Annotated in this window: 19 protein-coding genes; 14 read left to right on the top strand and 5 right to left on the bottom strand. The window is 42.0% G+C overall.

Going from position 1 to position 21,179, the window contains the following annotated elements:
* Nucleotides 1-269 precede the first annotated feature (269 nt).
* The 5 genes from purL (at nucleotide 270) to BFP97_RS01510 (ending at nucleotide 7,476) form a co-directional block, all read left to right on the top strand.
* On the top strand, nucleotides 270-3,962 hold the full coding sequence (purL, locus tag BFP97_RS01530; RefSeq protein WP_069840726.1) for a phosphoribosylformylglycinamidine synthase: 3,693 nt from the start codon (nucleotides 270-272) through the stop codon (nucleotides 3,960-3,962).
* A 217-nt stretch (nucleotides 3,963-4,179) separates the two neighbouring features.
* Complete coding sequence (locus tag BFP97_RS01525; protein WP_069840725.1) at nucleotides 4,180-5,076, top strand: class I SAM-dependent methyltransferase; 897 nt, start codon at nucleotides 4,180-4,182, stop codon at nucleotides 5,074-5,076.
* A gap of 22 nt (nucleotides 5,077-5,098) precedes the next feature.
* Complete coding sequence (locus BFP97_RS01520; RefSeq protein WP_069840724.1) at nucleotides 5,099-5,665, top strand: hypothetical protein; 567 nt, start codon at nucleotides 5,099-5,101, stop codon at nucleotides 5,663-5,665.
* A 165-nt stretch (nucleotides 5,666-5,830) separates the two neighbouring features.
* Nucleotides 5,831-6,286, top strand: a complete 456-nt coding sequence (locus BFP97_RS01515; RefSeq protein WP_069840723.1) for a hypothetical protein — start codon at nucleotides 5,831-5,833, stop codon at nucleotides 6,284-6,286.
* A 194-nt stretch (nucleotides 6,287-6,480) separates the two neighbouring features.
* Nucleotides 6,481-7,476: a TolB family protein gene (locus BFP97_RS01510; RefSeq protein WP_083262373.1), complete on the top strand. Its 996-nt coding sequence runs from the start codon at nucleotides 6,481-6,483 to the stop codon at nucleotides 7,474-7,476.
* Between the two features lie 84 nt (nucleotides 7,477-7,560).
* Here the strand turns inward: BFP97_RS01510 and BFP97_RS01505 are convergent, their stop codons facing one another.
* Nucleotides 7,561-7,998, bottom strand: coding sequence for a hypothetical protein (locus BFP97_RS01505; RefSeq protein ID WP_069840721.1), 438 nt, complete (start codon nucleotides 7,996-7,998; stop codon nucleotides 7,561-7,563).
* 80 nt (nucleotides 7,999-8,078) lie between these two features.
* Here BFP97_RS01505 and BFP97_RS01500 point away from each other — a divergent pair, with 80 nt between their 5' ends.
* From BFP97_RS01500 to BFP97_RS01490, 3 genes are all read left to right on the top strand, one after another.
* Nucleotides 8,079-8,504, top strand: coding sequence for a winged helix-turn-helix transcriptional regulator (locus tag BFP97_RS01500; RefSeq protein WP_069840720.1), 426 nt, complete (start codon nucleotides 8,079-8,081; stop codon nucleotides 8,502-8,504).
* A gap of 39 nt (nucleotides 8,505-8,543) precedes the next feature.
* Nucleotides 8,544-8,753, top strand: a complete 210-nt coding sequence (locus BFP97_RS01495; protein ID WP_069840719.1) for a hypothetical protein — start codon at nucleotides 8,544-8,546, stop codon at nucleotides 8,751-8,753.
* 172 nt (nucleotides 8,754-8,925) lie between these two features.
* Nucleotides 8,926-9,453 carry a DinB family protein gene (locus BFP97_RS01490; RefSeq protein ID WP_069840718.1) on the top strand — a complete coding sequence of 176 codons (528 nt, stop codon included), beginning with the start codon at nucleotides 8,926-8,928 and terminating at the stop codon, nucleotides 9,451-9,453.
* Here the strand turns inward: BFP97_RS01490 and BFP97_RS01485 are convergent.
* Together BFP97_RS01485 and BFP97_RS01480 are read right to left on the bottom strand one after the other, a co-directional pair.
* The gene (locus tag BFP97_RS01485) at nucleotides 9,446-9,895 is read right to left on the bottom strand and encodes a hypothetical protein (RefSeq protein ID WP_069840717.1); all 450 of its coding nucleotides are present in this window, start codon (nucleotides 9,893-9,895) and stop codon (nucleotides 9,446-9,448) included. The two genes, BFP97_RS01490 and BFP97_RS01485, sit on opposite strands and share 8 nt — an antisense overlap.
* Entirely contained in the window at nucleotides 9,885-10,694 is an 810-nt protein-coding gene (locus BFP97_RS01480) for an RNA polymerase sigma factor (protein WP_069840716.1), read from the bottom strand. Before BFP97_RS01480 ends, BFP97_RS01485 begins: the two co-directional genes overlap by 11 nt.
* 121 nt (nucleotides 10,695-10,815) lie before the next feature.
* Here BFP97_RS01480 and BFP97_RS01475 point away from each other — a divergent pair, with 121 nt between their 5' ends.
* The 4 genes from BFP97_RS01475 to BFP97_RS01460 all read left to right on the top strand — a co-directional run bounded on the left by BFP97_RS01475 (nucleotide 10,816) and on the right by BFP97_RS01460 (nucleotide 13,997).
* Nucleotides 10,816-11,844 carry a serine hydrolase domain-containing protein gene (locus BFP97_RS01475; RefSeq protein WP_069840715.1) on the top strand — a complete coding sequence of 343 codons (1,029 nt, stop codon included), beginning with the start codon at nucleotides 10,816-10,818 and terminating at the stop codon, nucleotides 11,842-11,844.
* Between the two features lie 7 nt (nucleotides 11,845-11,851).
* Nucleotides 11,852-12,784 carry a homocysteine S-methyltransferase gene (mmuM, locus tag BFP97_RS01470; protein WP_069840714.1) on the top strand — a complete coding sequence of 311 codons (933 nt, stop codon included), beginning with the start codon at nucleotides 11,852-11,854 and terminating at the stop codon, nucleotides 12,782-12,784.
* Nucleotides 12,785-13,002: 218 nt separating this feature from the next.
* Nucleotides 13,003-13,431, top strand: coding sequence for a gamma-glutamylcyclotransferase family protein (locus tag BFP97_RS01465; protein ID WP_069840713.1), 429 nt, complete (start codon nucleotides 13,003-13,005; stop codon nucleotides 13,429-13,431).
* 65 nt (nucleotides 13,432-13,496) lie between these two features.
* Nucleotides 13,497-13,997, top strand: coding sequence for a hypothetical protein (locus BFP97_RS01460; RefSeq protein WP_069840712.1), 501 nt, complete (start codon nucleotides 13,497-13,499; stop codon nucleotides 13,995-13,997).
* Between the two features lie 50 nt (nucleotides 13,998-14,047).
* On the opposite strand, the gene BFP97_RS01455 is transcribed toward BFP97_RS01460, so the two are convergent.
* Nucleotides 14,048-15,382: a glycoside hydrolase family 2 TIM barrel-domain containing protein gene (locus tag BFP97_RS01455; RefSeq protein ID WP_083262372.1), complete on the bottom strand. Its 1,335-nt coding sequence runs from the start codon at nucleotides 15,380-15,382 to the stop codon at nucleotides 14,048-14,050.
* A gap of 138 nt (nucleotides 15,383-15,520) precedes the next feature.
* Nucleotides 15,521-18,796, bottom strand: a complete 3,276-nt coding sequence (locus BFP97_RS01450; RefSeq protein WP_069840711.1) for a WD40/YVTN/BNR-like repeat-containing protein — start codon at nucleotides 18,794-18,796, stop codon at nucleotides 15,521-15,523.
* 233 nt (nucleotides 18,797-19,029) lie between these two features.
* On the opposite strand from BFP97_RS01450, the gene BFP97_RS01445 reads away from it, so the two are divergent.
* The gene (locus BFP97_RS01445; RefSeq protein WP_255399299.1) at nucleotides 19,030-19,800 is read left to right on the top strand and encodes an RluA family pseudouridine synthase; all 771 of its coding nucleotides are present in this window, start codon (nucleotides 19,030-19,032) and stop codon (nucleotides 19,798-19,800) included.
* Nucleotides 19,801-19,848: 48 nt separating this feature from the next.
* Complete coding sequence (locus BFP97_RS01440; protein WP_069840709.1) at nucleotides 19,849-21,150, top strand: M24 family metallopeptidase; 1,302 nt, start codon at nucleotides 19,849-19,851, stop codon at nucleotides 21,148-21,150.
* Nucleotides 21,151-21,179: the final 29 nt, after the last annotated feature.

Genomic DNA, 21,179 nt, shown 5'->3' with positions numbered 1-21,179 from the left:
GTTTAATTGTTTACCTACTCTATCAAAGGCTTTTCGGTATCCGCCATGTGTTTATTAAAATCTATGATCCAAATGTGGCCGATTAAAAAGCGGATTTTAAGCGCAGAAATTCGGGTTTCTGAAAATCACGTATTTATACCTAGTCACAGAAAATTAGGCTAGACGTTAAGCTTTTTAAAAGGGTATTGATATCCTTCTTCAGATACTTCTAAACTCAAAGATTTTCTTAATTTTGCCAGCGGTATTAACACCCAAACCCAATCGTTCTAATGATTCAATTTTTCGATGCCGGGGCTGGCAAAATTTATGCTGTTGGCCTCTCTTCGCAACTCGCGTCACAAGACCTTCCAAAACTTGAATGGCTCTTCGGAAATGCCTCACTGATACAAGGCGAAACTCTGGAGGGCTTTTTTGTTGGTCCACGAAAAGAAATGATCACGCCATGGAGTACCAATGCCGTGGAAATCACCCAAAATATGGGCATTTCAGGGATAGAACGTATTGAGGAGTTTGAGAAGGTAGAAAGCGAAAACACGGCTTTCGACCCTATGCTTCAGGTTCTCTACAAGGGGCTTGATCAGGAATTATTTACTATCGATATCGAGCCAGAGGCGGTTCGGCATATCGAAGATATTGCCGCTTACAATCAGGCCGAAGGACTCGCACTAAGCCAGGAAGAAATCGACTATTTGAACGAGGTCAGTGATAAGCTGGGCAGAAAGCTTACCGATGGCGAAGTATTCGGCTTTTCGCAAGTCAATTCCGAGCACTGCCGACATAAGATATTCAATGGGGTCTTTATCATTGATGGGCAAGAAATGCCAAGTTCTCTGTTTAAAATGATCCGAAAGACCTCAAATGAAAAGCCAGAGGGATTAGTTTCGGCATACAAAGACAATGTTGCCTTTACCCAAGGACCTGTGGTAGAGCAATTCGCTCCTGCCACGCAAGACAAAGCAGATTGGTTTGAAACCTCCGACTTTGAATCAGTGATCTCGCTTAAAGCAGAAACACACAACTTCCCAACTACTGTAGAGCCCTTCAATGGAGCAGCAACTGGAGCTGGTGGAGAAATAAGAGATAGAATGGCGGGTGGTAAAGGTTCTATGCCTTTGGCAGGAACGGCTGTCTATATGACTTCCTATTCGAGGCTCGAAGATGGCAGAACCTGGGAGGCCAATATGCCCGAACGCAAGTGGCTTTATCAAACCCCGATGGACATCCTGATCAAGGCATCTAATGGTGCCAGTGATTTTGGTAACAAGTTCGGTCAACCGCTGATCTCAGGGTCGGTCTTGACTTTTGAGCACGAAGAAGGTGGCAAAAGACATGGCTTTGACAAGGTGATCATGCTGGCCGGAGGCATTGGTTACGGTAAGAAACCTGATGCCCTCAAAGCAACTCCAGATAAAGGCGATCAAATCGTGGTGATGGGTGGTGATAACTACCGCATTGGTATGGGCGGTGGCGCAGTGTCGTCCGTAGATACCGGTGAGTTCTCAAGTGGCATTGAATTAAACGCCATTCAGCGTTCTAACCCGGAAATGCAAAAGCGTGTATACAACGCGGTTCGTGCCATGACCGAAGGAGACAAAAACCCAATCGTATCAATTCACGATCATGGTGCAGGTGGCCATTTGAATTGCCTTTCTGAATTAGTGGAAGAGACGGGCGGCACCATTGATGTTAAGAAGCTACCAGTTGGAGACCCGACCCTCTCCGATAAAGAAATTATTGGCAATGAGTCTCAGGAACGCATGGGGCTTGTCATCAAGGAAGAAGATATTGCCTATATGGAGAAGGTGGCTCAGCGCGAAAGAGCTCCTTTCTATGTAGTCGGTGAAACGACTGGCGACATGCATTTCAAGTTCGAAAACAAGGTTTCTAAAGAAAACCCGATCGACTGGAATTTAGGACACATGTTTGGATCGTCACCGAAGACCATTTTGGAAGACAAAACGATCGACCAGAACTTTAGTGAGGTGAGCTACGACATTAAAAAGCTTCAAGAATACCTTAATGGCGTTCTTCAGCTGGAAGCTGTAGCCTGTAAAGACTGGTTGACCAACAAAGTTGATCGATGCGTAACAGGCCGTGTAGCTAAGCAACAAACCGCAGGACCTATCCAATTGCCATTGAATAACGTAGGTGTAATGGCCTTGGACTACCGGGGTGAGAAAGGAATTGCCACTTCTATAGGTCATGCTCCAGTTTCAGCCTTAGTAGACCCTGTTGCGGGATCTCAATTATCCATTGCCGAAGCCTTGACCAACATCATTTGGGCTCCAATTGAAAAAGGATTGGGTGGCGTATCACTCAGTGCCAACTGGATGTGGCCCGCTAAAAACGAAGGGGAGAACGCGAGACTTTATAAAGCCGTAGAAGCGGTTTCAGACTTCGCCTGCGATCTGGGCATCAACATTCCGACTGGTAAGGACTCCATGTCCATGACCCAGAAGTACAAGGATGGCGTGGTGTACTCTCCGGGTACAGTGATTATCTCTGCCGGGGCTGAAGTAACAGACCTTAAAAAAGTGGTAGAGCCAGTATTACAACCGGATTTTGAGTCTACCCTATTGTATATCAACCTATCCGATGGAGAGTTCAAATTAGGTGGTAGCTCCTTTGCTCAAATTGTGGGTAAAGTAGGGACTACAGCGCCTACCGTAGACGATACCGATCGCTTTGCCAATACCTTTAACATGGTCCAGGCGATGATCAAGGAAGGTAAAATCATGGCAGGCCATGATGTTTCAGCTGGTGGATTGATCACTACCCTGCTTGAAATGACCTTCTCACAAGTAGACTTAGGCATTGCAGCCAACTTGAAAGCGATCAAAGGCATTGACGACATTTCGACATTCTTCTCTGAGCAACCTGCGCTTTTGATTCAGGTGGCCAATGAAGATCTGGAAGATATTAAGACATTATTCGATACCATTGAAGCTTCTTATCTGGAAGTGGGAAGCCCAATAGGTGAACCTATCCTTTCTATCCAGACTAATACACAGAGCTATCTGATGGATATTGCCAGCTTAAGAGACACCTGGTACAAGACTTCTTACCTATTGGATCAGAAGCAGTCAGGCGAAGAACTCGCCAAGCAGCGATTCGAGAATTACAAGAAACAACCCCTGTCATTTAACTTCCCAGAAGGGTTTGAAGGACAGTATGAGGCTTTGGGGCTTAATCCAGACCGCAAGGAAAAGACAGGCATAAAAGCAGCCATCATCCGTGAAAAAGGAGTCAATGGCGATAGAGAAATGGCTTATGCCATGCATCTGGCTGGTTTTGATGTTAAGGACGTACATATGACCGACTTGATCTCAGGCGCTGAAGACCTAAGCGATGTAAACTTCATCGCCTTTGTCGGTGGGTTCTCTAATTCTGACGTTTTAGGTTCTGCCAAAGGCTGGGCAGGCGCCTTCCTCTACAATGAAAAGGCCAAGCAGGCCCTAGACAACTTCTACGCCCGTGAGGACACCATTTCTCTCGGTATTTGTAACGGATGTCAATTGATGGGTGAGCTAGGACTGCTCTACCCTGAGCACAAAGTGCATCCGAAACTAGACCATAACATTGCCCACAAATTCGAGTCAGGCTTTGTCAATGTGACCATTCCTGAAAATAACTCAGTAATGCTCAGTGGACTGGCAGGTTCTAGACTGGGCATTTGGGTGGCTCATGGTGAAGGTCGTTTCAGGCTGCCAGAAGCAGAGTCAGAATACAACGTCATCGCCAAGTACTCACATGAGGCCTACCCCGCATCGCCTAATGGTTCGGATTATCACGTGGCTGGCGTGGCAAGCAAAGACGGTAGACATTTGGCGATCATGCCACATTTCGAGCGTTCTGTATTCCCTTGGAACTGGGGGAACTATCCTGCAGCACAGAAGGCTGATGTATTGAGTCCTTGGATCAAAGCTTTTATGGCCGCTAAGGGTTGGGTGGAAAGGATTTAGTTGGAAGGTTTAAGGATTTAGACTTTAGATTCTAGACGATAGACTTTAGATATAAGGCCTCAGCTTGAGCAATCAGGCTGGGGTTTTATTTTTTTGTAAATTATTGACAGACAAAAAGAATGCATACAACAGGATCCTCATTAGACAATCTAGAGCTGAAAGTCCTAACTTTAATGAATGAGCCTTATACAATGTTAGTAATAAGTTAAAATAGTCAATGAACCATAAAATTCTTTCTTTAAAGAAAACTTTACCTGAACAATTGAATGAAAGTAAAAAAGAAAACAACTGCCCAATAAATAATGATGCTGTAAAAGCTTATTTTCAGAATGCTCATGTGGAAAATTCAACTCTTCTAGGCATGATGATTCATGATTATAATCTTCCTAATGAAGCAATTGAGTATAGGTTTGAAAGGGAAAAAGAAATCATTAATGAATGGACTTCTAATTTTGACAAATCTGCTAGAGTTCTGGACATTGGTTGCGGCTCAGGTGTTTGGACCGAATTTTTTAGTAAAAAACATGGACATGTTGTAGCATTAGAACAGAGTGACGTTATGCTAACGGCTGCAAAAGAAAGACTTAAGGATATAAAAAATATTGAGATAATTAAAGGAGATGCACTGAGAGATTTGCCGGATAATTATTTCGACATAATTTTTTTAGGTGGACTTTGCATGTATCAAAATGATAATGATGTTTTGAAAATATTAGCAAGTCTGAAAAGGCGCCTTGCGACAAATGGTGAAATAATTTTACGAGAATCTACAGCTCACAAGAATTTATTCAAAGAAAAAAATGGGTATCAAGCAATTTATCGTAGCCCTTCATCCTACTATAGATTGTTTAATAAATCAGGTTTTATTATTGAAAATACTAAGAGAAATTATAGCTATACTAGCTTAGCAATTACCAAACAAATAATCAACTTTCAACGTGAACATTTGCCATTTTTTTCAAAGTACCCTAGAAAAACAGAGCCTTTCGTGTGGTGGGTATTAAGATATTCGGAACCATTTAGTTTTTGGGCTCTACCAAGAATCTTAAACCGCCTGAACATATTCTGGCCTGACACTCAAAATCATTTTTTTAAGCTTAGTTTAAGCTCATGAATAAAGATATAAATCGACCATTATGGAAATAGACTGGGTTCAATTAATCGCGGGCTCTTTAATCCCTATTATTGGATATTTTTTTCGATTAATTTTAATTTCAATAAAAAATAATCGACTAAAAAAAAGCATTATGGGAGAATGGTACTCATACCATATTTCAAGAGTAAATTATAAAGATGAGCTTAGAGTAGAAAAATGGAAAATAAGCACCAAACTATTTAGAGAGGGAATTAATATTAAAGTACTTCAGGAAAACTCAACCAAAAATGACCTGAAATACACAGGTAAGATAGAGTTTGATAACAATTTTGTTATCTTTCATATAACAGGGAAAGAACATTCTGAAATAAATCAAACCAGACTTACAAAACCAATTCCTAATGGGGATACTTTGATGATAGGTTTTCATCTGGCTCAAGACTTCAATCATGAATTATACACTACTCCAAAATTAGTCTGTAGAAGAAAACGGTCACACGAAGAAGCGGTGAAAATTCTAAAAGAATCTACCGAATGGATTGAGGATGAAATTTGTATAAGACTTACAAAAAGACCGATTCCTAGCTTGGAGAAGCCATCAGAGTAAAATCTTTTGCCGCGTTGTAAAAAAATAACGACTTAATCGCTAAGCTTAAATCCATAAATCAAAACGTTGATAAACGGAAAAGTAGGTAAATAAAAACCACTACTATTCTTATACGAGCTCATTAGCTCCAATGGACGAGCAATCGATAGCTACAACATTTAAAAAATGACAAAAAACAAACTGGATAAAATGTTTGGGCCAGTCGGGACTTCGGCAGGAATCTTTATGTTCTTGGCTGGACTGGTTATGACCTACTTTTCTTGGTCTGGGTTGATTCTAGCTTTGATAGGCGCTTTCATTGGATTTACTTCAACAAGTACGCTGATAGATCTGGATAAAAAGAGACTAAAGTTTTCAAGCAATATTTTCGGAATCATTCAAATTGGACAATGGATTTCTGTTCAGGCAGATATGAAAATTGGTATGAAGCAATCGAACCAAGTTTGGCGTGCCTACAGTCAGAGCAACCGGACGCTTGATATAGCTAATGATCATTATCAACTGATACTTTATGATGCTAGTGGCAATGAGATCATGCCAATGCAAAAATCATCTCATTTGGATGCTTTGAAATTGGATATGGATAAGTATACGAAGCAGTTGGGTATAGGGGTAATTTGATTAACTGACAATAATCTGACATGAGAATAAATAAAAGACTAAGCCCAACGATTGCTTTTATTCATTTTAGCTCCATGTCTTGTCAAGACAAACTCATGGTCAATCACTCACAGCGATAACCGCGTATTATCCCACAACGAAATCACAGCCACGACCGTTGTAAATCATTAAAATCAGTAAAATTCGCCCCAACTATGAATAGTAAGTTATTGCCGCTTTTATGTCTATTCCTCTTGGTATCCTGCTCAGATAAAAAAGAAACAGCTGAAGAACAAAAATTAGAAACATTGGATCATCCCTATAAAATTGATTCAATTGTTCACAAACCTATCAGGTTCCATCCTGAGGTTGTGTCTACAAACATTGACAAATTCAATACGAGTTTTAGTCCTGATGGAAACACCATTTACTATACAGTCACAAGTCAAAAATTAGGCATAACCGGAATCGCTTTTCAAAGATTTGAAAAAGGTCGATTCAACCTACCTGAATTTGTTCCATTTGTTTCAGCAGATGTTCCAATTGCAGATGTTCAAATTTCACCTGATGGCCAGTTAATGTTATTTTCTACATTTCAAGACTATCAAGGAAAGCCAGAAGGTTTCAACTTCAATATATGGACTTCAGAATTGAAGAATGGAGAATGGCAAAAACCAGTACCCATGGGCAATCCCATATCCTCATCTGGAAATGAGTTTTACCCTGTAATGACTGATAGTAAAAACTTATACTTCAATTCTGATAAGAGCGGCAATTCCGATATTTATTTATCGAAGTTTCAAGACGGCAAATATCTAGAGCCAATAAGACTTCCGGATAACATTAACTCAGAAAAAAGAGAGGCAGATGCATTTGTAGCGAAGGATGAATCTTTTATGATCTTTGTAAGGGTTGATGAACCAGATGGCTATGGTAATAGCGACTTGTACATTAGCTTTAGAGAAAATGAAACCGAATGGTCCGACCCTATCAACATGGGTGAAGATGTTAACAGCGATCAAGTTGATGGTAGCCCATATGTTACTCCTGAAGGGGATTACTTGATTTTTACATCAGGAAGACTAACAAAAGGAACTAAAGAAACAGCTACTAAAAGTTATAAAGATTTTAGCAGTAGTATTTCTTCGAGTAATAATGGCTCACTCAACTTTTATATTATGAATCTGAACTTAGATAAATACAGACAATAAAAAAGATGTGCAACAGTAGTCTCCTGTTATGTCCCATGTTATGCTAAAAGACACTAGAGATAGTTTCTTGAATCCTTAGTCTTCTCAACTGCCTTCCAAATATTTCTTAAGGTTAAAGTCAATAAACCTATCCCAGGTATGGGAGCAGAAATCGTAACAGAGAAATTCAGGTACTAGCCCCTCATGTCTGAATTGAAGCTCAATTTCATCCTCGTTTAGCTTATTAATTGTCCATTGTAATTGGGTTCCGACCCACTCCTTCTCAACCCCTGCCAGGCCGCCAATGATCTGTTTAGAGTCAATACATTCCCAAACTATTTTTTCGTTAGGCTCAAAAGCCACGACCTTGAATTTGTACCAGGGTTCGCCCCATGACATGGTAAATACATCGCCTAAACCTTGTGCCGGTTTGTCCTGATCTCCCCACCAATCTCCAATTTTTATAGACAATGCCTCGAAAGCGGTTTCGTCTAAAGTATTGACTCTTAAAACATTGGAATAGCTTCTTTCTTTTGAATTCATAATAAAAAATCTAGTTGCAAAATAAAATCAGTTGTAAATATATACAACCAATTGTAATTTGCAATCAGATTTAAACTATAATGAAGCAGCCAAGATCCCATTGCCCTCAGAACCTGATACTAGAAGTGATCGGTGATAAATGGACTCTCTTAATCATAAGAGACATGATCTTAGAGGGAAAGCGGTACTTCCGAGAGTTTTTACAATCCGAAGAGAAAATTGCCTCAAACATCTTGTCGAATCGTCTAAAGTCATTGGAAGAAGAAGGAATTATTTGGAAGGAAGCTGACCCCGATCATAAGCAGAAAATCAGATACTCTCTTACCCAGAAAGGCATTGATCTATTTCCAATTATGATGGAAAATGCCAAATGGAGCTTAAAGTATAAACCTGTAAACGACAGTGACGCTATCAAAGCCCAAGCAATACTGGACAAAGGACAAGAGGGAATCAGGGCTGTTATGAAGAGCCTAAAAAGCGATCACTTAAAGGGAGGTAAAAGTTAGCACAGTACTATCGGACAATGGGTTTTAGTTCAGAATGACATGAAAATCGGCATTAAGCAATCGAACGAAGTTTGGCGTGCCTACACTCAGAGTAACTGGACGCTTGATATTACGAATGACCATTATCAACTGACTCTTTACGATACCAATGGCGAAGAGATTATGCCCATACAAAAGTCATTGGACATGGATGAAGTAAAATTGGATTTGGAGAGATTTAGTCAGCAGTTAGGAACAGGGGTTATTTGATTATTATTGCGGAGGTTACTCGAGTATTCAGTTTCTACAGAGGCTAATAGACGCAATTATTAACAAGCCGACTTCCCTCCTCTGGCAAGTTTGCAAAGCCTGTTGGCATCCAATACATTAAGAGCGCAACCGCTTGTCAATGATACCGTTTTGAGTAATTAAACTAAGTACCATGCAACAGATTAAATGGTTTGAAAGGAAATTTGACTTTTCTTTTCAACAGAATATTTTTCCTTCCATTGTGGAGCGACTTAGCGGAACTCCTCTAAGGTTAAAAGCCAAGGTGGAAGGTTTTCCTCTTGAGTTGTTAGAAGCAAAGCCTGATGGCAAATGGTCTATTAAAGAACAAATCGGACACTTAAACGACTTGGAACCCCTTTGGCAAGGGAGACTCAATGACATATTAGAGAACAATGACTATATGAGGCCTGCCGATTTAGAAAACAAGAAAACGCACATTGCCCAACACAATGACAGCAGAATTAATGATCTACTTACCCAGTTCGAGCGTTCAAGGAGAGTAACCCTTAGCCAATTATTCGAATTGACAGAAAAGGAAATTTATAAAAGCGCATTACATCCAAGACTAAGAAAACCCATGAGGACGATGGACTTGTTCTTGTTCGTGGCTGAACATGATGATCATCATTTAGCTAGAATTACTGAGCTAATGAACAGTCATAATCTCGACTCTAAGTAGTTTTCCATTTGCGGGAGGAATAAAGTTTCACAGAAATCCACCCTCCTATGACCATTTCAACCCAGCTGAGTGGAAGTGCCACAAGTAGAATGCCCCAATTTGATAATCCCATATTTGAAGTAGCCACCCAAAAAATCACGAATACAGCGGCCCATACCAAACTGGATGAAAAGATGATAGAACGGTTGCTACTCCCAAAAAACTGCGTGTATAACCAAACCACAAAGACTAATACGCCAGTCAACAATGTGTCCCATAAACCCCATATAGAAAAAATAAGGCCGTCCATTTCTGCAATTCTATGATCTACTCCGCCCCAATAGTCCTTCATCATGGGCATTACAAGTAGGAAATAACGGAGTATTTCCGATGCATTTATCCATATACTGGTTATCAACACCACAATTATGAACTGTTTTACTCTAAACTTTTTAGTTGGCATGCCTCAAAATTTTTTTGATGTTTTGTGAGATCATCTCAGGAGCTTTGAAATCAGGGTTTGATCGATAAATAGCTACCTCTTTTTCCAAAGAGTCAATACTTAGCAATAGATCAATACTCCTCTCTTTGAATTTTGCGAATTTCAATGAAGAATAATTGACCAAGTTCTGATTAGAGAGAAAATCGATCTTACGCTTACATCTACAAGGGTTTTCAGGGTTTACTAACCCACATTTTCTCTGTAAGAAACTCCTTATTTTCTTCCTTGAACGCGACAGTTGCTGCCTGAAGGTTTCTGGTGAGACAGATAAAACCTCACAGGCCTCTTTACTATTGAATTCTAATATATCTCCTAGAATATAGGCCATTCTATGGCGAGCATCCAGACATAACAATAGTCCTTGTGTGCAACTGACCTTTACCTCCTCTTCTAACAAAAGTAGTTCCCCGCTGTTAGAGACACTGCTTACTTCATTTGATTGCCCCATGTCAATAAACTCTGAATAAGCTCGAAAATCCATAGCAAACTCTTTTGACCTCTTTCCTTTGATCGTGAATAAATAGTTAGAGGCAACCCTATAGACCCATGTGGTAAATTGACTTTGCCTTTTGAATGTACTTAAATGAGTGACTACCTTAATCAAGATTTCCTGAGTGGCATCTTCTGCATCCTCTGGGAACAGCAACATCTTCAAAGAGAGATTGTAAACTAGGTCCTTAACACTCAACAAGAGTCTTTCTAAGGCTTCCTTGTCACCTGTTAAAGAACGCTCTACTAGTAACTCTAAATCATTGCTCATATCTAATTAGACTATTTTGAAACTGGTATTGTGACAGGGTAATCAAAAATACTTAGAAACATAAGCCCAACTAAACAAACCCTATCATGGACATTTAGTAAATTGTCATGAATGGGATAATATGGCCAAGAAAAAGTCAAAGACCATCATCAGAATTGCTTTGTTCACGGGCACTGCTGTCTCGCTTTTCTTTGTACCGTGGATTTTGGTTTGGGCCTGGATATTGCCTTTACCCGATACTGTTCAAAAACAAGCAGAACAAGCCATTGGACACGGGCTGGATGGTATCATTGTCTATGTAGATCAGGCCGGAAAACCACCCGGGTTCTACGCTGCTGGCTGGCACGATCGAGAAAAGAAAATCCCAGCCTACCCTCAAGCGCTATTTAAAATTGCCAGCATCAGTAAACTTTATGATGCGGTGGCAGTAACTAAATTGGTGAGTGCTGAACGTCTATCCTTGGACAAGACCCTTGCTGATTATCTACCAGAGCTTATAGGGCGAATTGAAAATGCGGATAAAATCACCTTGAGATTGATGATCCAGCACCGAAGCGGTATCCCCAACTTCACGGATACTCCCAACTTCTGGGCATCCCCCACCGAGACCTATGAAGAAGGTCTCTCATTAATTCTCGATCAGCCGGCCAACTTTGAACCTGGTGAAGATTACGAATATTGCAACACCAATTATCTATTGATCAATAAGATCATGGATGATGTATTGGGCTATGAAAACTTTCAATTTATCAAAGAGGAGATCCTAGTCCCCTTAAACCTCAATAACACTTTCAGTTCCTCAGATGTAGTGAATATGGACAGTGTTATGAGTGGCTATCATGTAGGCTACCCTCATGATTTAAAAGCAGATGGACATGATATGTTAGCATCAGCAGAGGATGTAGGGGTTTTTCTTAGGGCACTGAACGATGGGACCTTATTTGAAGCTGGTGAAAAGGAGATTTATTCCTCCATTTACGAGTATAATCACGGAGGTTGGGTTCCCGGCTACCAGAGTTTCGCTGAATACAATGAGGACCTGGATGCTATCATTATTCTGTTCAATAACACTACTGATCGTAAGTTGTTACTCTGGAATTTATCCGAAATCATCTGCGGCCGAATTGTGAAAATACTGAAGCGAAACTAGTCCATTCATGAGACTCGATAAGTTCTTCAAAGCCCCACACCCACTCATTTTAGATGGGGGCTTGTCCAATGTACTAGAAGATCAAGGCTGTGATTTAAATCACTCCTTATGGACCGCAAAGCTACTGGCCGAAAATCCAGAAGCTATCATTGAAGCTCACCTTAGGTACTTAAAGGCTGGAGCACAGTGCATCATTACCTCCAGCTACCAGGCAAGTGTTTCAGGACTTATGACCATGGGTTATAGTAGAAAAAGAGCAAAAGAACTTATTCTGAAATCAGTCTTACTAGCCGAAGAAGCTGTTGCCAAAGCCATAGCTTCAGAGACCATTAAGGCTAAACCACTCATTGCCGCGAGTATTGGACCTTACGGTGCCTATTTGGCGGATGGTTCCGAGTACCACGGTAACTATGGTGTTTCTGATCAGGTATTAAGGGACTTTCATGCCGAAAGAATAAGCATACTGGCTGGCTCAAATGCCGATCTCCTTGCCTGTGAGACCATTCCTAGCCTCCTGGAGGCAAAGGTCCTTTCAGAGGCCTTAAAGTATGTCGATAAGCCCAGTTGGGTCTCCTTCTCCTGCAAGGATGAAGAACATTTAAATGATGGAACCCGCATCGAAGAATGTGTTTCACTCTTCAAAGACCATCCTCAAGTTTTCGCGGTGGGTGTCAATTGTACTAAGCCCAAGTTCATCTCTGGATTAATCAAACACATAAAGGAAAGTACCAATAACAAGAAAGTCATCGTTTACCCCAATTCTGGGGAAGCCTACAATGCTCAAAGTAAAACCTGGAAGGGTCTATCAGAACCAAAACACTTTGTAGAGATGTCGAAAGAGTGGGCTAAACTCGGAGCTGATATTATTGGTGGATGTTGTAGAATAGGCCCTGAACATATCCAAAGGATGAGCAAACAAATAAGGCATTTTGTTGGCTAGTCATTCAATTTTATTTTTAATCCGTGTAAGTTTTTCAGGTGCATTTAGGTACTAACTAGTAAAGGACAAATTCAATAGCGATGAGAAAGAGATTCAAACTAGCCGCACTCAAGAAAAAATGGTCAAGGTTTTACAAATCAGAACTAAAGCAGTTCGATAAGTTAATCGGGAGTAAATGCTAGTAAATAGATTGAGTTGAACCTCAAAAGAAGATTTAAATGGAAGTATTCTTTTATGGCTTATTTATGGACAGCTCCATTTTATCTAAAAATGGAATACAATCTACCAACCCAAGGAAAGGTTATCTCGAGAACTATACGCTGAAAATCGGCAATAGAGCGTCACTCATTCCTTCAAAAGGAGGAAAATCCTATGGATTGGTAATGACGGTGAATAGTGACAAGATTCAATCCCTTTATGCCGAAGCCAGCGTATCAGATTATGTTCCTGAAGAAGTCGAAATCATCTTAGATTCTGGCGAAAAGTTGAAAGCGACTTGCTATAACCTCCCATTAGAATTACTGACAGGGACAAATGAGTCCTATGCAAAATCGCTTTACCGACTAGCCCAAACTTTAGACTTCCCAAAAGAATACCTCGATGAAATCAAACAGATGAGCCAAAAGCCTGATGGGACAACAGGATAATCGCTTCAGACATTTTCTTTGTACCTTCTGGGTCTTGACCCATTACCTTAACCAGCAATCAAAGTATGTTTAAAAACTCGAGAATCAGCATCTTATCCGTCATGATCATTTTAAGTCTGGCAATGGCCTGTAACCCCTCATCAGACCAAGGCTTGGACTTTGAAAAAGAGAAAGCGGCCATTCTTGAAACCATAAATGGTGAAACCAGGGCGGCATTTAACAGGGATTATGAGGCTTGGAAGTCAAAGTGGATTCATGAATCGTCCCTAACGAAAACCTATATTGACTTCTCGGACAGCACATTTACCGAAACTCTGGGATGGAAAGAGATTGACGACTTTGTACGAACCTATATTGAGGAGCATCCAGAACCAGATCCTTTACCCGAAATGGTAGATGACATTGAGGTGCGACTCTACGGCACTGGGGCTTGGGTTAGCTTTGAACAGCATGACGCAAATCGAGGACTAAAAAGAGAAACGCGCCTGATGGAAAAAGTGGATGGAGAATGGAAAATTGCAGGCATGCATACAACCATCTACGGCTTTACCAAGGTCGACCAATAAAAAAGGCCCAACTGTTAATCAATCAGGCCTTTTAGTCCGGTTAAATCTTTCTACTTATTCACGTAAAATGGAATATTGGCATGCGCGGTATGATCTTGGTTGTCATCAACATAGATAAAGAGTCGGTATGCTCCCTCCTCATTTGGTGCCATAAATGTCAAGTCGCCTGAAGTCTGATCATTTGAAATCAACCCTTCTATTACGGCAGGTACTTCTTCAGCGTCACCACCAGTAGCATTGGTAGTACTTTCTTTCATGATTTCCCATCGATAGGTGAGCACATCGCTATCAGGATCAGTAACGTCTATTGAAGCCTGATACTGTTTGCCAGCAGTCAGCTTAATGTTATCATAAGGCTCTTTTCCTTCTAGGCTAAAAGTGTTGATGCGTGGACTTCTGTTCTCTGGCCAGGCGCCATTCCAAATATTATGCATTACGTCAATGGACTCGGTTTCTTTCCCATCAGGCATAAACATACCGAACCAGGTAGGTGTTCTCTCCTGTTTTTGGCCCCAAAGGAATACATAGGAACCAATGACCTGAGGCCTTTGCGATTCAATCGCATTTCTATAGCGGCTTCCGTAAAAATCGGCTTTGACCGAGCTATTGTTTTCGACAGGTGCTCCCCACTCGGTATTACCCACTTCCCAGTAGCCAGTAGCTCCCCATTCTGTTACCATCAAAGGGCCTTCCCAACCAGATTCCTTAAGCAATCTTGGCAGTATTTCTACTTCTGCATACATCTGCACACTGAGAATGTCCAGGTCAGGCGCACGCTCCATGATCAGGTGGACAAATTCCTTATTCATACCTGCAAGTGAGGTAGTTGTTAAATGATTTGGATCGATCTCGTGGATCATCTTTGAGATCTCATTGACCGCATCCCAAACCTTTGGGTTTTCTGCTTCATGATTGAGTTCGTTTCCTATACCCCAAATAATCAATGCAGGATGATCCTTAAGTTCCATCACCTCGCCTCTTATTCTTTCAAGTTGGGCTTTAACGGCTTCTTCATCGTCATAATCAAAGCCATGACGCTCTCTGCCTACATCTATGCCCATTGTTACTTTTAGCCCATATTTCTGAGCATCATCAAGTACTTCTTTACCTGATCGCTGACCATTATCTGTTCTCCAGGTTCTGAATGAATTCGCGCCATGCGCAGCCAGTTTGGGAATACTGCCAAACTCAAGGCCAGCTCCCTGAATAAAGAAAGGCTCTCCATTGAGCTGAAGCTCAAAACCATTTTCGACTTTAACAATCGTGGACTTGGTGATTTCAGAAGCCTCATCTGCTTTCTCATTGGAGCAGCTAAAAAAGAACGAAACCAACAGGAAAATGGCAAAATAGGATCTGAATGAATTGAGGTAAGAATCGCGTTTCATTATGTCGTTTTAGTTAATGCTGAATATATAAAAACTTGCTGCAAAATCCTTTGCTCACGTTTGCACTGGATCTACTTAGACACTAATCAAAAAAGGAAGCCCTTTACGAGCTTCCTTTCTATCTCAGTTGATTTCGTATTATTTCTTTCTGCCAGGGGTAAAAGGAGCCCCAGCTTTTTCGAGTTCGGCTTCGTAGGCTGTCAAAGCTGCAAAGAAGTTTTCAGCATTTTTCAAGAACTCTTCAAAGCCACTTTCGGCTAAAGCCAAGTCTGATTTCTGTGTTTCTGTAGGTGCTTGTGTCGTACCACTATGGCCTCCTATGGCAGTGCCCATACGAGACCTGATCGATGGTGAGGTGGATTCGTTTTTGGAGCCTGGAATTGGATCACCATTCAGGCTCTTGCGCAAGTCTGCCAAACCATCGTTCAGTCTTTTCAAAGTTTCAAACATGGCCGGTGTGGCTCCTGGTGTTTTAGGTAATGCTGCACGAATAAACCTCAACTTTTCAGCTGCTTCGCCCATGCGCCTATTGGCATTTGACATCTCTCTTGACAGTTCGTCACCTCTTCTTTGGAACGCGGCCGCTGCCTGATAATCAGCGCCTGAACTCGCATTTGGTGCTGCCTTCACCATAAACTCCTGTGGAGAACCTTGAGACTGAAGACTTCCGTTATTCAAAACATAAAGCTGCACGGAGTACTTACCAGGGGCCACCATAGGTCCTTGTGGTGTTCCTGCCCATGGAGGCCTAAAACCTGGTTGACTAAGGCTAATAGGGTTAGAAGGTGGTAACCTCAAATCCCAAGTTATGCGATGAAGCCCCTTACCAGAAACTCCTTGTAGCCAACGAACAGTAGCTCCATTTGCATCTTTGATTTGAAGCATCGTTGTGGCATTGCCTTCTCTTGATTCTTCAGACAGCTTATCCCAGCCAGGAAAAGGAATACTCTCTCCTTTCTCTCGCATGGCCTTTTCTGATGCCAAACGCTCACTTCGTGCGGTCTTGGGCATATCGTGTAAGTAATAGGTGATCAGCGCGCCAAAATCTGGGTTTGGAGTTTTGAAACTTGTAGAACCCGCGGAAGGCATACCTGCCGCCTGCATTGGCGCATTTGGCATATACCACCAGGCGTCCCTAACCGGAAACACCGTATTGGATTTGGCTTGAATGGCTTTGTTTACTTCCCGCAATGCGGAATAATCATCTAACATATATACCCCTCGGCCGAAGGTTCCGCCAACTAAATCATTATCTCTTGGGTGAAGTTCGATATCTCTAAAAGCAATGGTCGGAACACCAGCTCCTAACTTGATCCAGTTTTGACCCATATTGGGTGAAAAATAGATGCCATATTCTGCTCCTATAAACAGTAAATTCTCATCTATATGATCCTGTTTAATCGACCAAACAATCGTTCCCTGTGGTAGATCGCCAGCAATGGACTGCCATGATCTTCCTCGGTTTTTACTCATGAAGAGGTAGGTATTGTAATCACCCAACTTATGGGCATCGGCAATCGCAAATACAGTATTCGCGTCATGTTGTGAAGCCTCTACATCATTGATAAACGACCTTTCAGGTACTTTCGGCAGGCTTCCGGCCATCTTCCAGTTCTGACCGTCATCTTCGCTGACATGAATCAATCCGTCATCAGAACCTGTATAGAGTAAGCCCTTAACCAATGGTGATTCTGTAATACCAGTGAGCGTGGCATACTTCGACATAGCACCATTGTCATACAGGGCATCTATGCTCGGCACACGATCTATCATTTCCAAAGTATAGCGGTTGGTATTGGTGGTTAGGTCCTCACTAATTACCGTCCATGAATCACCTCTGTCCTCACTCTTCCAAACCCGCTGAGAGCCGAAGTAAATCGTCTTACTATCGTGCGGACTCACAATGATCGGTGCATCCCAGTTAAATCTTTCAGGCGCATCGCCAGGTGCTGGTGATGGCTTAATTTTGATTACTTCCTCAGTTCTTCTATCCAATCGATTCAGCTCACCACCTTGAATCTCCATGTAAACCGTATTTGGATCTTCTGGATCAAAGGCGGCATCATAACCGTCTGCGCCTAGTGGAATATACCAATCTTGATTTCGGACACCTTCCGTGTTGGTAGTTCTTGACGGACCGATCAATGTGCCTAAATCTTGAGCTCCCGCTACGATATTGTAGAAAGGTTCAGCATTGTCTAAAGCAATCTTATAGAACTGCGCGATCGGCAAGTTGGGGAAATGTCTCCAGGTAGTACCTTCATCGAAGGTCTCATAAAGGCCGCCATCTGTCCCTGCGATGAGGTGATTTCCATTATCCGGATCGATCCACAAGGCGTGATTATCACTGTGTTTTTCTCTTCCATTACCCAGCACGTTGAAGTTCTTTCCACCATTGCGTGTTACCTGAATGAACACATCCATCTGATAAATCAGGTTAGCGTCCTGAGGAGATGCTTCAATTTCCTGATAGTAATGAGGCCCTGTTCCACCAGAGGTATAACTATTCTGCTTTGCCCAGCTTTCCCCTTTATCGGTAGACTTATAAAAACCTTTGTTTCTGCCATCGGATTCAATAGTGGCATATACCAAATCTGGATTGGCAGGAGTAACAGCAAGTCCAATTTTGCCCATATCTCCCCTTGGAAGTCCGGTGGTTATTTTCTTCCAAGTCACGCCATTGTCTGAGGATTTATATATCCCAGAATTAGGTCCTCCCGCCAATAGAGACCAGGTTTTTCTCCTGCGCTGATAAGCAGCAGCATAGATAACGTCAGGGTTAGAGGGATCAAACTCAATGTCGGTTATCCCTGTGTTTTCATCGATTTGCAGTGTTGCCGCCCAGGTTTTTCCGCCATCGGTTGATCTGTACAAGCCACGTTCTCCTCCTGAAGACCATAATGGACCTTCTGCAGCAACCATTACCACATTACTGTTTCGTGGATCAATCAGAATCTTTCCTATGTGCTCGGACTTCTCCAGCCCCATTCGATTCCATGTTTTACCAGCATCGGTGCTTTTATAGACACCATCACCCCAGCCAACATGGCGACCACTCACGTTTTCACCCGTTCCTACCCAAACTGTGCTTGGCGTATTTGGATCTATTGACACTGTGCCAATAGAATAAGAAGCTTGATTATCAAATACCGGCTTCCAGGTAATGCCACTGTTATCGGTTTTCCAAACGCCCCCTGAGCCAACAGCGATGTACCAGTTGCTTTTATTATGAGGGTTTACGGCTATGTCCGCAATACGTCCACCCATAACGGCCGGGCCTATATTTCTAAGTTGCATTCCATTGGCCGCACTTTGTAATGCTGAGGGGTCGACTGACTGAGCAGATAAATGAGACAATGAAAACAAGCAGAGGATTGACAGCAGGAAAGCCGTGCTTTTTCGGAAGCTGAGCATGATAATTTGTTTAAGGTTGATAATTGATAGACCAGTTCGGATAGAATCGTTACCAGATCTATGTAAAGCAATTTAAAAATTGTTCCTTCATATGAAGAACCAGTTATCAAACAAGTCTTATAAAAGTCTCAGAAATCCATACGGTACCTCACCTCTCTTCTCGTATTCGATTACAAGAGTATGGAGTCTGCATATTCTCAAGTATTTCAACAAAGTCAGCACTAAAAAAGGCATTGAAGAAGCAGTTAATCGAAGTCAATGGACTAACCGCCTCAACGGCTACATGGATCAAGGGGGGAGAGACAATAACCCTTTACTCTATTGAAGGGGTCAAACCAAAGAGACCGCTCATTTTTCCTTTGAAAGTCTTATTTGAAGATGAGTATCTGGCCATAATTCATAAACCCGCTGGCATAGAAGTCAGCGGCAACAGTTTCAAAACCATTGCCAATGCCCTCAGTCAAAACCTCAATCAAAGTAATGAGGCAGATGCTACCGTCCCACAACCTGTTCATAGACTAGACTATGCCACCACTGGCCTACTTCTGGTGGGCAAAACGAGCAGTAGTATCAGAGCCTTGAACAAGCTTTTTGAAGACAAAGGTGTTAACAAAACTTACTATGCCATCACCATTGGGCAGATGGACCGAGAAGGCATTATTACAGCGTCCATGAAAGGCAAGGAAGCCAAGTCGCACTACTGCATTGCAGATAGGGTTCACTCAGATCGATTTGGGCAACTGAATTTGGTTGAGTTAAAACCAGAAACGGGTCGTAGACATCAACTCAGAAAGCACCTTGCCAGCATTGGCAACCCCATTCTTGGGGATAAGGACTATGGAACTGAAGGACTGATTTTAAAAGGGAAAGGCCTCTACCTCCATGCCTATTCTTTAGAATTCAAACACCCATTCACAAATGATAAGATCCTCCAAATAGACGAGCTGCCATTAAAGTTTAAAAAGATCTTCCCTTTATGGGATGCATTGTCTCAAGGGGATTAAACTTCACTCCTTTAGAAAATTAGTATTTTAGGTCAAAACACTTTGACCATGAAAGCCTTTATCACTACCCTTCTTTTACTTGTTTGTACGACCACATTCAGCCAAGAAGCCATGCGCAGATGGCGAAAAATGAATCAGGTTCGCAATGACAAATTCGATCTGGTACTTCCCGAAGTCATGAGGGAAAACAATATTGATATGTGGATTATCATGAATCGAGAAGGGAATTTGGATCCCTTATACTCAGACCTGGGCGAGGGTTACGTAGGCTCTTTTGGAAGCTATTACATTTTCACCGATCGTGGAGGCGATCGTATTGAACGTGTGTCTTTGGGAAATAACGGTTACTTATTGAAAGAAGGCGGTGGCTACGATTATTTCGGCTCTGTGGATGAATTGAAGGAGTTCGTCATGGAAAGAGACCCTAAACGCATCGGACTGAATATCTCCCCAAATATTGGCGGTGCGGATGGGCTTACGCATTCGGGCTATCTTGAGTTGGCTGAGATCCTTGGAAAGAAATATGAAGATCGATTTGTCTCTGCGGAAAAATTGGTATCTGACTTTAGGTCCAGACGAGTAGCCAGTGAAATTGCTATTTATGGTGAGGCCGGAGAGTTCTCCTATACGATCGCTGAAAGGGCGCTTTCCAATGAAGTGATCACTCCAGGCGTCACCACATTGGAAGATGTGGCTTGGTGGATGAAAGAGCAACAGTTCAAAAATAACTTAGGTTCTTCCTTTGGTATGCCATCGGTCTATATTACGGGTCCCAATGGCGTGGAGGCCACATCTTCTGATCGCATCATCCAAAGAGGCGATGTCATTATGATTGACTGGGGCGTTGGCCTTATGAACATGTTTACCGACATGAAAAGGATTGCCTATGTGTTGAAAGAAGGAGAGACAAAAGTACCGGCTGGCATTCAAAATGCATTTGACCAGAGCATGAAGGTGCGTGATATCGTTCAGCGCGCAATCAAACCCGGTGTAACTGCCAAAGAGGCCGAGGAAGAAGTATATAAACGACTAACTGCGGCCGGATTTAATCGAATGAAGGGTTTCAATCAGTACACGGACCTTGATAAGACCGATGTAATTATTGGTTGCCACTCTGTTGGTAATTGGGGCCACGGCATTGGACCTTCAATTGCTTACTGGAATCCTGTGAGAATCAACTATGAACTCAAGCCCTCGAACCTGATCTCTATTGAGTTTTTCGCTTATACCAAAGTTCCAGAATGGGGTGGGAAGAAATTGAGAGTTCCCATCGAGGATGATGCGGTAATTACCTCCAGAGGAATTGAATGGTTATATCCTATCAATCCGCGGATGCTGGTAATCAAATAGTTCAATTAATCATCACATTGCAACCATAC

It is taken from the genome of Roseivirga sp. 4D4, from assembly GCF_001747095.1.
Classification (GTDB): Bacteria; Bacteroidota; Bacteroidia; order Cytophagales; family Cyclobacteriaceae; genus Roseivirga.
This window is presented reverse-complemented; position numbering and strand designations above follow the sequence as displayed.

What these genes read in the sequence shown, in the direction of transcription:
- purL (WP_069840726.1), top strand. Translation starts at nt 270, where the DNA reads ATGATTCAATTTTTCGATGCCGGGGCTGGCAAAATTTATGCTGTTGGC.
- BFP97_RS01525 (WP_069840725.1), top strand. Translation starts at nt 4,180, where the DNA reads ATGAACCATAAAATTCTTTCTTTAAAGAAAACTTTACCTGAACAATTG.
- BFP97_RS01520 (WP_069840724.1), top strand. Translation starts at nt 5,099, where the DNA reads ATGGAAATAGACTGGGTTCAATTAATCGCGGGCTCTTTAATCCCTATT.
- BFP97_RS01515 (WP_069840723.1), top strand. Translation starts at nt 5,831, where the DNA reads ATGACAAAAAACAAACTGGATAAAATGTTTGGGCCAGTCGGGACTTCG.
- BFP97_RS01510 (WP_083262373.1), top strand. Translation starts at nt 6,481, where the DNA reads ATGAATAGTAAGTTATTGCCGCTTTTATGTCTATTCCTCTTGGTATCC.
- BFP97_RS01505 (WP_069840721.1), bottom strand. Translation starts at nt 7,998, where the DNA reads ATGAATTCAAAAGAAAGAAGCTATTCCAATGTTTTAAGAGTCAATACT.
- BFP97_RS01500 (WP_069840720.1), top strand. Translation starts at nt 8,079, where the DNA reads ATGAAGCAGCCAAGATCCCATTGCCCTCAGAACCTGATACTAGAAGTG.
- BFP97_RS01495 (WP_069840719.1), top strand. Translation starts at nt 8,544, where the DNA reads ATGAAAATCGGCATTAAGCAATCGAACGAAGTTTGGCGTGCCTACACT.
- BFP97_RS01490 (WP_069840718.1), top strand. Translation starts at nt 8,926, where the DNA reads ATGCAACAGATTAAATGGTTTGAAAGGAAATTTGACTTTTCTTTTCAA.
- BFP97_RS01485 (WP_069840717.1), bottom strand. Translation starts at nt 9,895, where the DNA reads ATGCCAACTAAAAAGTTTAGAGTAAAACAGTTCATAATTGTGGTGTTG.
- BFP97_RS01480 (WP_069840716.1), bottom strand. Translation starts at nt 10,694, where the DNA reads ATGAGCAATGATTTAGAGTTACTAGTAGAGCGTTCTTTAACAGGTGAC.
- BFP97_RS01475 (WP_069840715.1), top strand. Translation starts at nt 10,816, where the DNA reads ATGGCCAAGAAAAAGTCAAAGACCATCATCAGAATTGCTTTGTTCACG.
- mmuM (WP_069840714.1), top strand. Translation starts at nt 11,852, where the DNA reads ATGAGACTCGATAAGTTCTTCAAAGCCCCACACCCACTCATTTTAGAT.
- BFP97_RS01465 (WP_069840713.1), top strand. Translation starts at nt 13,003, where the DNA reads ATGGAAGTATTCTTTTATGGCTTATTTATGGACAGCTCCATTTTATCT.
- BFP97_RS01460 (WP_069840712.1), top strand. Translation starts at nt 13,497, where the DNA reads ATGTTTAAAAACTCGAGAATCAGCATCTTATCCGTCATGATCATTTTA.
- BFP97_RS01455 (WP_083262372.1), bottom strand. Translation starts at nt 15,382, where the DNA reads ATGAAACGCGATTCTTACCTCAATTCATTCAGATCCTATTTTGCCATT.
- BFP97_RS01450 (WP_069840711.1), bottom strand. Translation starts at nt 18,796, where the DNA reads ATGCTCAGCTTCCGAAAAAGCACGGCTTTCCTGCTGTCAATCCTCTGC.
- BFP97_RS01440 (WP_069840709.1), top strand. Translation starts at nt 19,849, where the DNA reads ATGAAAGCCTTTATCACTACCCTTCTTTTACTTGTTTGTACGACCACA.